11 protein-coding genes are annotated in these 14,743 nt (G+C 72.7%); 8 read left to right on the forward strand and 3 right to left on the reverse strand.

Translation table 11 applies throughout. From position 1 onward, the window contains the following. The first annotated feature begins 42 nt into the window (after positions 1-42). The 5 genes from pdxR to ABT147_RS10120 all read left to right on the forward strand — a co-directional run bounded on the left by pdxR (position 43) and on the right by ABT147_RS10120 (position 9,239). On the forward strand, positions 43-1,569 hold the full coding sequence (gene pdxR, locus ABT147_RS10100) for a MocR-like pyridoxine biosynthesis transcription factor PdxR (RefSeq protein ID WP_351403903.1): 1,527 nt from the start codon (positions 43-45) through the stop codon (positions 1,567-1,569). A gap of 378 nt (positions 1,570-1,947) precedes the next feature. Next, complete coding sequence (locus tag ABT147_RS10105; protein ID WP_351403905.1) at positions 1,948-3,543, forward strand: alkaline phosphatase D family protein; 1,596 nt, start codon at positions 1,948-1,950, stop codon at positions 3,541-3,543. A gap of 79 nt (positions 3,544-3,622) precedes the next feature. Further along, positions 3,623-5,095 (forward strand): SWIM zinc finger family protein, encoded by a 1,473-nt coding sequence (locus ABT147_RS10110; protein WP_351403907.1) that lies wholly within the window; start codon positions 3,623-3,625, stop codon positions 5,093-5,095. Continuing rightward, positions 5,092-7,767 carry a DUF7824 domain-containing protein gene (locus tag ABT147_RS10115; RefSeq protein WP_351403909.1) on the forward strand — a complete coding sequence of 892 codons (2,676 nt, stop codon included), beginning with the start codon at positions 5,092-5,094 and terminating at the stop codon, positions 7,765-7,767. The genes ABT147_RS10110 and ABT147_RS10115 overlap by 4 nt, the downstream gene beginning before the upstream one ends. Before the next feature lie 176 nt (positions 7,768-7,943). Further along, positions 7,944-9,239 (forward strand): GNAT family N-acetyltransferase, encoded by a 1,296-nt coding sequence (locus tag ABT147_RS10120; RefSeq protein WP_351403911.1) that lies wholly within the window; start codon positions 7,944-7,946, stop codon positions 9,237-9,239. A gap of 128 nt (positions 9,240-9,367) precedes the next feature. Here the strand turns inward: ABT147_RS10120 and ABT147_RS10125 are convergent, their stop codons facing one another. Beyond that, on the reverse strand, positions 9,368-10,594 hold the full coding sequence (locus ABT147_RS10125; protein ID WP_351403913.1) for a trans-sulfuration enzyme family protein: 1,227 nt from the start codon (positions 10,592-10,594) through the stop codon (positions 9,368-9,370). Between the two features lie 59 nt (positions 10,595-10,653). Here ABT147_RS10125 and ABT147_RS10130 point away from each other — a divergent pair, with 59 nt between their 5' ends. Both ABT147_RS10130 and ABT147_RS10135 read left to right on the forward strand, forming a co-directional pair. Next, the gene (locus tag ABT147_RS10130; RefSeq protein ID WP_351403915.1) at positions 10,654-11,145 is read left to right on the forward strand and encodes an Lrp/AsnC family transcriptional regulator; all 492 of its coding nucleotides are present in this window, start codon (positions 10,654-10,656) and stop codon (positions 11,143-11,145) included. Positions 11,146-11,252: 107 nt separating this feature from the next. Further along, a complete protein-coding gene (locus ABT147_RS10135) occupies positions 11,253-12,944 on the forward strand; it encodes a DUF885 domain-containing protein (RefSeq protein WP_351403917.1) in 1,692 nt (563 codons plus the stop codon). 73 nt (positions 12,945-13,017) lie between these two features. On the opposite strand, the gene ABT147_RS10140 is transcribed toward ABT147_RS10135, so the two are convergent. After that, entirely contained in the window at positions 13,018-13,545 is a 528-nt protein-coding gene (locus ABT147_RS10140; RefSeq protein ID WP_351403919.1) for an immunity 21 family protein, read from the reverse strand. An 89-nt stretch (positions 13,546-13,634) separates the two neighbouring features. Beyond that, positions 13,635-14,120, reverse strand: coding sequence for a rhodanese-like domain-containing protein (locus ABT147_RS10145; protein ID WP_351403921.1), 486 nt, complete (start codon positions 14,118-14,120; stop codon positions 13,635-13,637). Positions 14,121-14,251: 131 nt separating this feature from the next. Between ABT147_RS10145 and ABT147_RS10150 the strand changes: the two genes are divergently transcribed. Beyond that, entirely contained in the window at positions 14,252-14,707 is a 456-nt protein-coding gene (locus ABT147_RS10150) for an Lrp/AsnC family transcriptional regulator (protein ID WP_351403923.1), read from the forward strand. Positions 14,708-14,743: the final 36 nt, after the last annotated feature.

Raw genomic sequence — 14,743 nt, forward strand, 5'->3', positions numbered from 1 at the left:
TGACGCTAGGGAGGAGGGCGGCCCGGTTTAAGGTCCACTTTCATGACGTCATCGGGGACCAATTCGGCCGCCATCGAGGGGGACGGCGCTGCGGAGGACGGCGCGACAGAGATCGACGCGACGGAGAACGGTGGTTCGCGGGACGCCGCTTCGGCGGACGGTGCGCCCTCGGCGTCCGTCGTCTGGGCCACCGCCTGGGAGTTGCTGCTGCCCGTCGCCGAAGCGCCCGCACGCGCGCGTGGGCGCACTTTGCAGGCGGCGCTGCGGGAGGCGATCCGGTCGGGGCGGCTCGCGCGGGGGACGCGGCTGCCGTCGAGCAGGGAGCTGGCCGCCGACCTCGGGGTGTCGCGCGGGCTGGTGACGGAGGCGTACGAGCAGTTGGTCGCGGAGGGGTATCTGCGCAGTGGCCGGGGTGCCGGGACCTGGGTGGGGGCCGCCGTGCGGGCCGCCCCGCCACGCGCGCGTGATCTCGCTCCGCGCTCCCCCGGTGCCCGCGCCGACTTCGTCCCCGGCACGCCTGACCTGTCGCTGTTCCCGCGCGCCGCGTGGGCGGCGGCTCAGCGCGGGGTGCTCACGGAGCTGCCGCACCAGGCGCTGGGCTACCCCGATCCGCGAGGGCTGCCCCGGCTGCGTACCGCCCTCGCCGAGCTGCTCGTCCGGCGCCGGGGTGTGGTCGCCGACCCCGAGCGGATCGTCGTCGTCTCCGGGGTGGCCCAGGCGACGACCCTGCTCGGATTCGTGCTCCACGCGCGCGGGGCGCGCGTCATCGGCGTCGAGGATCCGGGCAGCCCCGAGCACGGGACGCTGTACGGCGCGGCCGGGCTGCGCACCGTGCCGCTGCCGCTGGACGCGGAGGGGCTGGCCGTCGGGCCGCTGCGGGAGTCGGGGGTGCGGGCGGTGGTTACTACGCCGGCGCATCAGTTCCCCTCCGGGATCGCGTACTCCGCGCGGCGGCGGGTAGAACTGCTGGACTGGGCGCGGGCGGTGGACGGGCTGATCGTCGAGGACGACTACGACGGGGACTTCCGCTACGACCGTGCGCCCGTGGGTGCCTTGCAGGGGCTGGACCCCGAGCGGGTCGCGTACACCGGGTCCGTCAGCAAGTCCCTCGCGCCCGGGTTGCGGCTCGGCTGGCTCCTCGTGCCGGAGTCGCTGGCGGAGGAGGTCGTGGAGCGCAAGCGGACCATGGATCTCGGGCATCCCACGATCGACCAGGCGGTCTTCGCTCGGTTCGTGGAACGGGGGGACTACGACCGGCAGTTGCGGCGGTGTCAGCGGGTGTATCGGGAGCGGCGTGATGCGTTGGTGTCCGCGCTGGCCGAGTACTTTCCCGGGGCGGCGGTGTCCGGGATCGCGGCGGGGTTGCATGTCATCGTCGTGTTGCCTGATCGGTACGGGTCGCTTGAGCGGGTTGTGGAGAGGGCCGCGGGGGGTGGGGTCTTGGTGCGGGGGCTGGCGCGGTACGGGTGGGGGGCGGAGGGTGGGGTGCGGTTGGTGATGGGGTACGCGCATCTGTCTCCGGCGCGGATTCGGGAGGGGGTGGGGGTGTTGGCGTCCGTGGTCGGCTGATCCACGGGTTTTCCTCGCCCCCGCCGCCCCTACCCGTCCCATCCCCAGGGGCTGCGCCCCTTCGACCCCCTGGAATCGGATTTCGGGTGCGGGTTCGGTGGGGGCTGGTCGCGCAGTTCCCCGCGCCCCTGAAAAGCAGGGGCTGCGCCCCGTGCTTTTCAGACCCGCAGGGGCCTGGCTCTTTTAGGGGCGCGGGGAACTGCGCGACCAGCCCCCACCCAGCCGCACCCGCAAACGCACCGAACCCCCGCGCCATCAGGCGCCGTCCGCTTCCCCCTCGGCCCGGGCAGTTGTTCACTTGTCGTTTCCGTGTGCGCTGCGGCGTACCAGTAGTTGTGGCTGTGCACATTGGCCGGATCCGTCGCTGGAGGCGCATTCATGTCACACCGTCCGCCGAGTTCCCTGCCCGGTCGCCGCAGCGTGCTGCGCGGCTCGCTCGCCGCCTCGGCGGCCCTGGCGCTGCCCGGTTCCGTCGCGCTCGGCTCGGTGCCGGCGCTGGCCCTGTCGGGGCGGCCGAAGGCCGGCTGGGGTGTGCAGACCGGGGATGTGACCGCACACTCCGGGCTGGTGTGGGTGCGGTCGGACCGTCCGGCGCGGATGATCGTCGAGACGTCCGCCACCGAGTCGTTCCGCAACCCGCGCAGATGGCACGGCCCGCTGCTCGGCGCCGGCACGGACTTCACCGGTACGACGCGGCTGCGGGGCCTGCCCTCGGGCGAGCAGATCCACTACCGGGTGCTGCTCGCCGACCCGGACGACCCGCGCCGCACCGGCGAGCCGGTCACCGGCACGTTCCGTACGACGTCGCTGAAACGCCGGTCCGGGGCGCGGTTCGTGTGGTCGGGCGACCTGGCCGGGCAGGGCTGGGGCATCAACCCGGACCGGGGCGGCTACCGCATCTTCGACGCGATGGGCGCACTGGACCCGGACTTCTTCCTGTTCAGCGGTGACACGATCTACGCCGACGGCCCGATCGCGGCGACGGCCGCGCTCCCCGACGGCAGCACCTGGCGCAACGTCACCACCGAGGAGAAGTCCAAGGTCGCGGAGACACTCGCCGAGTTCCGGGGCAACTTCCGCTACAACCTGCTGGACGAGAACCTGAAGCGGTTCAACGCCCAGGTGCCGGCGATCGTGCAGTGGGACGACCACGAGGTCACCAACAACTGGTACCCGGGCGAGATCCTCACGGACACCCGGTACACCGAGAAGAGCGTGGACGTGCTGGCGGCGCGGGCGCGGCGGGCCTTCAGTGAGTACTTCCCGATCTCCACGCTGCGGCCCGGCGCCCGGGAGGGCCGGGTGCACCGCGTGCTGCGCCACGGCCCCCTGCTGGACGTGTTCGTTCTGGACATGCGGACGTACCGCAACGCCAACTCGCCCGACACGCAGACCACCGACCGGGTCGGCATTCTCGGCGCCGAGCAGCTGCAGTGGCTCAAGCGGGAACTGTCCCGGTCGCGCGCGGTGTGGAAGGTGATCGCCTCCGACATGCCGCTCGGCCTGGTCGTGCCGGACACCGGTGACGGCAAGCCGAACATCGAGGCCGTCGCGCAGGGCGACCCGGGCGCGCCGCTCGGGCGGGAGCTGCAGATCGCCGAACTGCTGCGGTTCATCAAGCACCGGAAGATCACCGGCACGGTGTGGCTGACCGCCGATGTGCACTACACCTCGGCGCAGCACTACCAGCCGTCGCGGGCCGCCTTCACCGACTTCGAGCCGTTCTGGGAGTTCGTCTCCGGCCCGCTCAACGCCGGTGCCTTCCCGGCGAACGCGCTGGACAACACCTTCGGCCCCGAGCGGGTGTTCGTGAAGGCGCCGACCACCGCGAACGTGTCGCCGGCGGGCGGGTACCAGTTCTTCGGCGAGGTCGACATCGACGGCCACAGCGGGGAGTTGACGGTACGGCTGCGGGAGCAGGACGGGACCGTGCTCTACACGAAGGTGCTGCAGCCGGGTCTCGTCGGGCAGTAACCCGTGTGACTTGAGCCCCTGACCTTCGCGTTTTCGCAGGTCAGGGGCGATTGTCAGTGGTCGCTCCTACGGTTTTCCCATGACGCGATCTCTACAGGCCGTGGCCTACACCCGACCCTCCGTGCTGGAGTCCGTGGCGGGCGGACACCGGCTGGGGCTCGAAACCTCGCGGGGTGCGACCCCGACGGGGGTCGAGGACCATCCGCGGTTCTTCGCGGGCTTCCTGGCCTCCCCTCAGGTGGCCGCGGCGGGTCTGCTGGCGGTGGCCGACGTGGCGGCGGCGCGGTACTACCAGCAGCAGCTGCGGGCCTGGCTGGACCCGGTGGTGACGGGCAACGGGGACCGGCTGCGGTTCGAGTCGTTCTCGGGCTGCGGCGGGGTCTACGCCCGGCTGGACGTGCTGGAGCCGGGCCTCGACGGCGGCGAGGTCGGGCACGGCACGACCAATGTGGACGTCAACAACCCGCTGCGGGAGGCGCTGTCCCGGATCGGCGGGGACGATCCGCTGCATCTGCGGGTCGGCCCCGAGGAGTTGGCGGTGACCACCCTGGACGGTCCGGTGGTGGAGAAGAAGGTGCCGCTGCCGGACCGCTGGCTGCGCGGTTTCGCCGAGGCCCAGGTGATCGCGGCCGGGTTCGACCTGCGGGCCGAGCTGCCCGCCGCCGAGGCCGTGCGGTTCCTGCGGTCGCTGCCGCGCGGGGGCGCTCGCGGGGCCTCGCGAGGCGCCCAGTGGGTCGTGCCCGCCGGACGCGCCCTGCGGCCGACCACCCGGCCCGTCCCCGGCGCGGTGTGTCTGCCGGGCCCGGAGCGGCTGGTGGCCCTGCAGCGGGTCCTGCGCCATGCGACGGCCCTGCGCGTCTACGGTCCGCCGGCCACCGGTGAAGCCGCCCTGGCCAGCGCCTGGGAGGTCGTGCTCCCCGGTATGCGGCTCACCCTCACACTGTCCCCGAAGGCCGCGCGGGGCTTCTCCGGCGAGGGCGGTGTGCTGGAGGCACTGGCCACCGACGAGGCCGCCGAGGACGCGGAGCTGATCGGGGTCCTGCTCGCCTGGGAGCCGCGCATCGACATCGGAGATCTCGCCGCTTCCTCCGGCCTGTCGCCCGAGCGGGTGCGGGCGGCGCTGACCCGGCTGGGCACCTCGGGACGCGTCGGCTACGACACGGCGGAGGCCGCGTACTTCCACCGCGAACTCCCCTACGACGCCGACCGCGTCGAGCGCCACAATCCACGCCTGCGCTCGGCCCGCGCCCTGGTGGCCGCCGGAGGGGTCTCCCTCGACGGCGACCTCGGCACCGTCACCGCCGAGGACGGCCATGTCCACCGGGTACGGGACAGCGCGGGCACCCTGAGCTGCTCCTGCCTCTGGTGGGCGAAGTACCGGGGCGGCCGCGGCCCCTGCAAACACGCGCTGGCGGTGCGCATGGTCCGCCGGGGCGCGACGGCGGTGCCGGAGGGGACCCACGTGGAGGCCGGACCGGCCGACGGGGCGGCCGGCGGGGCGATCGACGGGGCGAGGATTGACGAGGCACGGATCGACGGGGGTGCGCGATGAGTTCGGAGTCGTTGGTCAGGGCGGTGCGGGCAGGGGATCTGAGTGACCTGGTCGCTCTGGTGGACGGGATGACGGACGCGGAACGGCGTGCGTGCATGCCGGAGTTGAAGCGGTTGCGCAAGGAGCTGCGGGCCGAGCCGTGGGGGTCCCGCGCCCAGCGCGCCTATCCCGCGCTGCACGCGGCCGGTGCCGCCTGCCAGACGGGGGCCGCCGCCGTGGCGACCTGGCTCACCGGGTCCGAGCTGCGCTGGCGGCAGGCACCGCCACGGGTGCTGATCGATGTGCTCGGCGACCGCGATCCCGCCTGGCTCGCCGAGGTCGTGCGCCGGCTGGCGGAGCGCCCGCTCTCCGCCGATGTCCCGTACGAGCTGATGGCCGGCCTCGTGCGGCTCGCGGGCTGCCCGGTGCCCACGTCCGAGGCCTATGTCCACGGGTGGATGGACCACATCGGACGGACGCGCCGGCATACGGGCACGGTCATCGGGAGCCTGCGTAAGGACCCGCATCTGGCGGAGCTGGTCGCCGCGCTGTTCGAGACCGAGGAGATCGGCGCCCGCAGTGACTGGCGGTACGGCGAAGGGCTGAACGACTGGACGTACGCCCTCACCCAGCTGACCCGCGAGGGCCTGCTCGACCGCAAGGTCATGGTCGACGGGTGCCTGGCCCGGCTGCTGCGCGGCGGCGGCTCCACGGCGGACAGCAAGGTCTTCCTGGGCCTGCTGACCGCGCTCGACCTCACCCGCGACGAGCACCGCGCGCGGATCCCGGACTGGACGGCGCTGAGCTCCGACGCGCCCTCCACGGTGGCCGCGCACGCGCACTCGGTCCTCGCGGGCTTCGCGCTGGACGGCGAGTTGGGGCCGCGCCGGCTCGCGGAGTTGTCCGGCGCGGTGCTCTTCCGCACCGAGAAGAAGCTCGTCCGAGCCCAGCTCGTGCTGCTGGGCAAGGTGCTCAAGCGGGAACCGTCCACGGCGGCCGAGCTGTTGCCGGTCATCGCCCAGGCGTTCGGGCACCCGGACACGGATGTGCAGGAGAGGGCGCTGAAGCTGGTGGAGCGTCACCTCGGCGACCTGGGCGACCTCGGCCCCGGAAGCGGCGGCGAGACGGTCGATGTACGGGCCGAGATCGCCGACGCCGCAGCCCAGTTGATCCCCGGTCTGCGTGCGCGGGCCCATCGGCTCCTCGGTGCTCCGGACGCGGAGGAGCCCGCCCCCGAGGTGTACGAGGAGCTCCTCCCGCCCGTGCCCACGCCGACCCGGCTCGCCCCCGCGCCGGAGACGGTGACCGAACTGGCCGAGGAGATCGGTGCCCTGCTGGCCACGGAGGGCGAGGTCGGCGCGTTCGAGCGGGCGCTGGACGGACTCGTACGGCACGCGCACCGGGACCGGGACGCGTTGGTGGAAGCGCTGGGCCCGGCGTGGGCCGGACGCTGGTGGACGGACATGGACGCGGGGTTCGTCGACAAGTACTTCCGTGAGTCGCCCCACGGTCTGGAGATCGTCCTCGCGACGCTGTTCGAGCGGGTGCGCACCGACACCCTGCGTCCGATTCGCAACAGGGCCGATGAGTCGGCGGGTTGCGTGCACAGCGGCCTGACCTGGGCGTTCGACGCCCGGTTGCGGGAGATCGCGTATCGGATCCGGACCGAGCCGCTGCCGTTCCTGCTGGCGACGCCCACCTGGAGCACGTGTTCGCTGGAGGCCGCGGACCTGGTGGCGCGTCTGGATGTCTACCGGCGGTCGGGCGCCCGACCGGGCGAGGCGGACTTCGCGCAGGCCCTGCTGCGTGTGCGGCGCGACGACACGGCGGCGCTCGCGTCCGCCGCGGCGGCGGCCCGGCGGCTGGGCACGGGCGAGGGCGACCGGCTGGCCGAGTGGCTGCTGACGGACGTACCGTCGCAGCCCGCCGAGCGGAGCCGTACGGCCGGGCCGAGAATGCTCGTGGAGTTCGGTGAACTGCCCGAGATGCGGGGCCCGTCGTTCCCGTCTGAGTTCCGTCGGCTGGGCCGGGAGACGTCCGTGTACACGGACCGGTACTACTGCCCGCACTGGGACGACGACGAGTGGAAGCACTGGCTGGCGATGGTGCCGGGGAGACCGGAGCTGGTGGCGGGACGTGTCCTGCGCGATCTCTCCACGGCCACCCTCGAGGACACCCGGGCCGGGTACGCGTTCCTGCCGACCCTCGCCGAGGCGGAGGGCGAGGCGGGCTTGGCCGTCCATCTCTGTGTGGCCTACGGGCTGGGCGCGCAGCGTGCGGAGGACCGCCTCGCCGCCGTGGACGCCCTGCTGGTGCTGGCGGCGCGCGGACAGTTGGACGCGGAGCAGTTGGGCACCGACCTGGGGAAGCTGGCCGTACTGAGGAGTGTGAAACCGTCGCGGCTCGCCGAGGCGATACGGACGGCCGCCGCGACCGGGGCGTACGGCACCGCCTGGTCGGTGGTGCGGGAGGCGCTGCCGCCGCTGCTCGCCGAACTCGCCGGCGGGGACGGGAAGAAGTCTCCTCCGCACGGTCTCGGGGATCTCATGGCCGTCGCCGCCGAATGCGCGGAGCGGACCGGGGCACACGGGGAGTTGCCGTATCTCGCGGAGGCGGCGGAGCGCCGGGGCTCGTCCCGGCTGGTGACTCAGGCCCGGCGGCTGCGGGCGGCGCTGGAGGAGGCAGCCGTCTGACCGAGGCCGTGTGACCGATGCCGTGCGACCGATACGGTCATGGTTGGCGTCGGTTCCGACAGCACGAGTCATACAAAAAGCAACAAAAGGTGCGGAACGATGCTTTTACCGGTCAGTCACAATGCGTTCGTGATCACGCAACACCGTTCGTTCACAGTGGCTGCATGACTCAAGACATGTCTGATGTGACGCGGTCGCGCGACGGCCGCCCGGTGCACCACCGTCTGCTGTCGGCCACGGCGGGGTTCCGTAGCTGGTGGGAACGGCGCCACGGTCACGCGCCGCCGACGAGCGATACCGACGCCCGGCCGCCGCTCGCCGCAGGGCAGCAGGCCGGGCTGTCCGAGGCGGTCGCACCGGTGGTCACCGGTGCGACCCTGATGTGGCGGATGCGGACGACGGTGAAGGACGCGCCGGGTTCGCTGGCAGCGCTGTGCACGGCGCTGGCGGAGCACCGGGTCGACATCCTGAGCCTGCAGACGCATCCGCTGGCCGAGGGCACGGTGGACGAGTTCCTGCTCCGGGCCCCCGAGGAGCTGCCGGCCTCCGAGATCGACCGGGCCGTGTCGGAGGCGGGCGGCACGGGGACCTGGATCGAGCGCGGTGACGCCCACGACCTGGTGGACGCGCCGACCCGGATCCTCGGCCTGGCCACCCGTACGGCACTGGACGCGGCGGAACTCCCGCTCGCGCTGCGGCAGTTGCTGGGCCGCTGCACCATCCGCTCGCTGCCCGCCATCGCTCCCGGCTCGGGCCGGGCCCAGGAGAGCGCCCCGGTCGAAGGGGCCCTGGAGGACACGGTGATGCGGCTGCGGGCGCCGGAGGGTGGGGTGATCACGGTGGAGCGGCCGTATCTGCCGTTCACACCGACGGAGTTCGCGCGGGCGCGGGCGCTGGTGGAGCTGGACGCGCGGCTGGGCCCGCGGATCCCGCGCAGCCAGGATGTGCTGACGCTGCCGGAGGGCAACGACATCACGGTGCGGCGGGCCGACGGCGGGGACCTGCGGGCGGCGAAGGCGATGCACGACCGGTGCTCCGCGCGCACGCTGAGCATGCGGTACCACGGGCCGGTGGGTGACGCCGACCGGTATCTCAAGCATCTGCTGAGCCCCAGTTTCGGGCGGACGCTCGCCGCGCAGACGGCCTCGGGGCGCCTCGTGGGTCTCGGTCATCTGCTGTGGGACGGCGATGAGACGGAGATCGCGCTGCTCGTCGAGGACGAGTGGCAGCGGCGTGGGATCGGCGGGGAGCTGCTCCGCAGGCTGGTGGACATGGCGGCCGGGACGGGCTGCGAGAACGTGTATGTGGTGACGCAGTCGTCGAACACGGGGATGGTCGCGGCGATGCGGGGGCTCGAGCTGCCGCTCGACTATCAGATCGAGGAGGGGACGTTGGTGATCACGGCGAGGTTGGATGAGGTGGCGGTCGCTTCGCGTGCGGCGCGGATGCGGTCGGCTGGATTGACCGAGTGACGCGGAGGCGCGGGGGGGCTGCGGGGCGCGTTGTCGGGTGCGGGTGAGTGGGGGCTGGTCGCGCAGTTCCCCGCGCCCCTGAAGGGGCGCGGCCCCGCCCGGCAGCACCCACCGATCAGCCCTCGTACTCAGGCGCCTCTCGTCGCCGACACGACCGCCTCACCAAGGCCCCGCTCCCCCGTCGCCCCCTCGTCCCCCGTCCCCAACGCCCCGTCCAGATCCGCCCACAGATCGTCCACGTCCTCCAGCCCCACCGAGAGCCGTAGCAGCCGGTCGCTCACCCCGGCGCCCCTTCGGTCCGTCTCGTCCACGATGCGGTGGCTGATCGAGGCCGGGTGCTGGATGAGGGTGTCGACGCTGCCGAGGCTGACCGCCGGGGTGATCAGGCGGACGGCGGCGATGACCTGGTGGGGGTCGCCGTGGACCTCGAAGGCGATCATGGCGCCGCCGATGCGCGGGTAGTGGACGCGGGCGACGCGCGGGTCGGCGGCGAGGCGGCGGACGAGGTCGGCGGCGGTCTCCGAGGCCGCGCGGACGCGCACCGGGAGGGTGGACAGGCCACGCAGCAGGAGGTATCCGGCGAGCGGGTGGAGGACGCCGCCGGTGGCGAAGCGGACCTGGCGCAGCCGCCCGGCGAACTCCTCGTCGCAGGCCACGACCCCGGCCATGACGTCCCCGTGGCCGCCGAGGTACTTGGTGGCGCTGTGCAGGACGAGCCGGGCGCCCTGTTCGACGGGGCGTTGCAGGACGGGCGTGGCGAAGGTGTTGTCCGCGAGGAGCGGGACCGAGCCGCAGGCGTGGGCGAGGGCGCGGAGGTCGATTTCGGCGAGGGTCGGGTTGGCCGGGGACTCGACCAGGACCAGGCCCGTGTCGGGGCGCAGCGCGTCCGCGACGCCGGCCGGGTCGACCCAGGTGACCTCGGTGCCGAGCAGCCCGGCGGTGAGGAGATGGTCGCTGCAGCCGTACAGGGGTCGTACGGCGACGACATGGCGCAGGCCCATCGAGGCGCGGACCAGGAGCACCGCGCTCAGTGCGGCCATGCCGCTGGCGAAGGCGACCGCGCTCTCGGTGCCTTCGAGGCGGGCGAGGGCGGTCTCGAAGCGGGCGACGGTCGGGTTGCCGAGCCGTCCGTAGATCGGCGGGCCCTCCGGCTCGGCGCCGTCGCCGGCGAAGGAGTCGATGCGGGCGGCCTCGCCCCGGCTGTCGTACGAGGGGTAGGTCGTCGACAGGTCGATCGGCGGGGCGTGCAGGCCCTGGCGCGCGAGGTCGTCGCGGCCGGCGTGCACGGCCTCGGTGGCCAGCGCTCTCGGCGTGGTGCGTGCGTGGTCGTACGCGTGCGTGCTCGCTGAGTTCATGGCGTCAGAGTGAACATCGACCGGGCGGGGGCGGTCGCACCCCGTGTTACGTTCGAACAATGGCCGAATCCGTCGTACTCGATCCGGTGGACCTCCATCTGCTGCGGCTGTTGCAGAACGACGCCCGGGCGACGTACCGGGATCTCGCCGCGCAGGTCGGGGTCGCGCCGTCGACCTGTCTGGACCGGGTGACACGGCTGCGCCGCGCGGGCGTGATCCTCGGCCATCAGCTGAGGCTGGATCCGGCCAAGCTGGGGCGCGGGTTGGAGGCGTTGCTTTCGGTGCAGGTCAGGCCGCATCGGCGAGAGTTGGTGGGGCCGTTCGTGGAGCGGATCCGGGCGCTGCCGGAGTCACGGACCGTCTACCACCTCACCGGCCCGGACGACTATCTCGTGCATGTCGCGGTCGCGGACATGGCGGATCTGCAGCGGCTGGTGCTCGACGGGTTCACGTCCCGGCGGGAGGTGGCGCGGGTGGAGACGCGGTTGATCTTCCAGCAGTGGGACTGCGGGCCTCTGCTCCCACCGGACACCGACCGACCCACGCTCTGAAACCCCCTGGGTACGGATCACGCCGTGAGCGGAATCCGGCCGACGTAAGGCTCAAGCGCCCGTTAAGCAGCTGACGTCGCCCCCGTCGCCGTACCAAGATTGTCGGCATGTCTGACACCAAGAGTCCCCTGCCCCGTGAGGTCGCCGACGCCTATGTCGACGACCTCATCGCCCTCGACCCCGTGACCGGCACCTATCTGGGTGTGAAGGAGAGCTCCAGCAGGCTGCCGGACACCTCGCCGGCGGGCCAGGAGGCCCGGGCGGAGCTGATCCGGGCGACGCTCGCGCGGCTCGACGAGGCGGAGCGGCAGCCGGGCGCGGACAGTGACGCCGAGCGCCGGTGCGCGCGCCTGCTGCGCGAGCGGCTGTCGGCGGAGCTGGCCGTGCACGAGGCCGACGAGGGTCTGCGCGCGGTCGGCAACATGGTCACGCCGCCGCACGACGTGCGCGAGGTCTTCACCATCACCCCGGCCGAGACCGAGGAGGACTGGGCGGCGATCGCGGAGCGGCTGCGCGCGGTGCCGACGGCGTACGCCGGTTACCGCGAGTCGCTCGCGCTGGGCCTGGAGCGCAAGCTGTACGCGGGCCCCCGCCCGACCGCGACCTTCGTCGGCCAGCTCACCGAGTGGGCGGACACGGACGGTTCGGGGCGCGGCTGGTTCGAGGACTTCGCGGCGGCGGGCCCCGAGTCGCTGCGCGCCGAGCTGGACGAGGCCGCCCGCGCGGCGACCCGGGCCGTGGTGGAGCTGCGCGACTGGATGCGCGATGTGTACGCCCCGGCGGTCGAGGACGCGCCGAACACGGTCGGCCGGGAGCGCTACGGCAAGCTGGTCCGCTACTTCACGGGCTCGGACCTGGATCTCGACGAGGCGTACGCGTACGGCTGGGCCGAGTTCCACCGGCTGCTCGGCGAGATGCGGAAGGAGGCCGCGAAGATCCTGCCCGGCGCCGAGACGCCGTGGGTGGCGCTGGCGCATCTGGACGAGCACGGCCGGCACATCGAGGGTGTCGACGAGGTCCGTGAGTGGCTGCAGTCCCTGATGGACGAGGCGATCGAGGCGCTGGACGGCACGCACTTCGACCTGGCCGAGCCGGTCCGCAAGGTCGAGTCGTGCATCGCCCCGCCCGGCGGCGCGGCGGCTCCGTACTACTCGGCCCCGACCGAGGACTTCTCCCGCCCGGGCCGCACCTGGCTGCCGACGATGGGTGCGACCCGCTTCCCCGTGTACGACCTGGTCTCGACCTGGTACCACGAGGGCGTCCCCGGCCACCACCTCCAGCTGGCGCAGTGGGTGTACGTCAAGGACGACCTGTCCCGCTACCAGGCCACGATCGGCGGGGTGAGCGCCAACGCCGAGGGCTGGGCGCTGTACGCGGAGCGGCTCATGGACGAGCTGGGCTTCCTCAAGGACGCGGAGGAGCGGCTCGGCTATCTGGACGCGCAGATGATGCGGGCGGCCCGGGTCATCGTCGACATCGGTATGCATCTGGAGCTGGAGATCCCGGCGGACTCGCCCTTCCACCCGGGTGAGCGCTGGACCGTCGAGCTGGCGCAGGAGTTCTTCGGTGCCCACAGCAGCCGCCCGGCGGACTTCGTGGAGAGCGAGCTGACGCGCTATCTGACGATGCCGGGGCAGGCCATCGGCTACAAGCTGGGCGAGCGCGCCTGGCTGTTGGGCCGGGAGAACGCCAAGCGGCGCCACGGCGACGCGTTCGACGCCAAGGCCTGGCACATGGCCGCGCTGTCCCAGGGGTCCCTGGGCCTGGACGACCTGGTGGACGAGCTGTCCCAGCTGTGATCCGGGCAGGCCGGGCCCCTCGCCACAGGTGCGGTTCGCCATAGGTGCGGTCGGGCCCGGCCTCCGCGCCGCTTCAGTCGGTCAGGGGTCTCACCTGGACGAGGCCGAGCCAGGTCTCCGGTCCCGTCGGGACCCGGGCGGCGCGCACGCCGTAGTGGCCGGGGTCCAGGTCCACCCGTACATGGTCCGTCTCCCGGAAGGCGTCCCCGGGCCGGGCGGCGTCGAACAGGACGACCGGACCCGGCACCCGCCACCGCACCTCGGGCTCCCAGGCGGCCTGGCCGAGCGCCGTCGGGACGTCGGCGAGGGGTTCGGCCTCGGAGTCGGCCGCGTACCGGCGTACGAAGGTGCCGTGCTCGGGCAGATAGGCGGTGGAGGCGGGTTCGTGGCCGAGGACCAGGGCCCGGGTGTCGCCGACCGGCAGGAGGCCCACGTATCCGTCGACGTCACAGGCGCGGTCGTAGTCGGACGACGTCTCGTCGCCGTCGGCGCCCGCCCAGAACGGCAGCACCGCTTCCGGCAGCGCTATGAGCGGTCCGCCGCTCGACTCCACCCACCGCACCACATCGGGAACCACCACAGCATCCGCGTATCCAGCCATGCCCAGAAGCTACACGGCGCCCGCCGCGACCCAACTCGGCACCCCTGCCCGCTTCTTGACAAGTTGTCAGCAACGGCCCTGACAGGCTGTCAGCAGCCGCAGTTCTCGGCGCCCACCGGGGTGGTCAGCGGGTCGGCGGCACCCTTTGCCCCGCCCTCCCAGGTCTCGTAGGCGAGGCCCTCGCGCGCCCAGTACTCGAAGCCGCCGAGCATCTCCTTGACCTGGAAGCCGAGTTCGGCGAGGGCGAGGGCGGCGCGGGTCGCGCCGTTGCAGGCGGGGCTCCAGCAGTAGGTGACGACGGGCACGGACTTGTCGAGCAGCTTCTCGGCCTGCTCGGGAATCAGCGCGGTGGGCAGGTGGATCGCGCCCGGGACGTGGCCCTGGTCCCAGGAGTCGGTGGAGCGGGAGTCGAGGACGACGAAGCCGGGGTCGCCGCCGGCGGCGAGGGCGGAGGCCACGTCGGACACGTCCGTGTGGAAGACCAGACTGGCCCGGAAGTACGCGGCCGCCTCGGCCGGGGCGGCGGGTGCGACACGCAGCACGGAGTTGACGGCGGACGGGGTGGTGACGGTCATGAGCTGGCCTTTCCCTCGCGGAAGTCCTTGTTTCCCTGACCAGAAATCTACGGTCGGTGATCCCCTTCCTGAAGGGGCGTTCCACGGCCCGGGCCTTGATCGGCCGGGGATTCCCCTGCTATCCATCGGACATGACCGCGAATCCCCCGTACCTTCCCGATGCCACCGACTGGCGCATCCTGGAGGTCCTCCAGCGCGAGGGCCGGGCCAGCTTCGCCGAGCTGGCCCGTGCCGTGTCGATGTCGGCGAGCGCGGTGACCGAGCGGGTGCGGCGGCTGGAGGAGGCTGGTGTGATCCAGGGGTACGCCGCCGTCGTGGACCCGGAGCGGCTGGGGCTGCCCATCCTGGCGTTCGTCCGCCTGCGCTACCCCAACGGGAACTACAAGCCGTTCCACGACCTGGTGGCCGTCACGCCCGAGATCCTGGAGGCGCATCACGTCACGGGCGACGACTGCTTCGTGATCAAGGTCGCCGCCCGTTCGATGCGCCACCTGGAAGAGGTCTCGGGCAAGATCGGCACGCTGGGGTCGGTCACGACGAGCGTCGTCTACTCCTCCCCGCTCCCCCGGCGCCCCCTGGGTCACTGACAGCCGCGGGCCGCCGACAGGCACCGACAGCCGCTG

It is taken from the genome of Streptomyces sp. NPDC001868 (assembly GCF_040297125.1).
Taxonomy (GTDB): Bacteria; Actinomycetota; Actinomycetes; order Streptomycetales; family Streptomycetaceae; genus Streptomyces.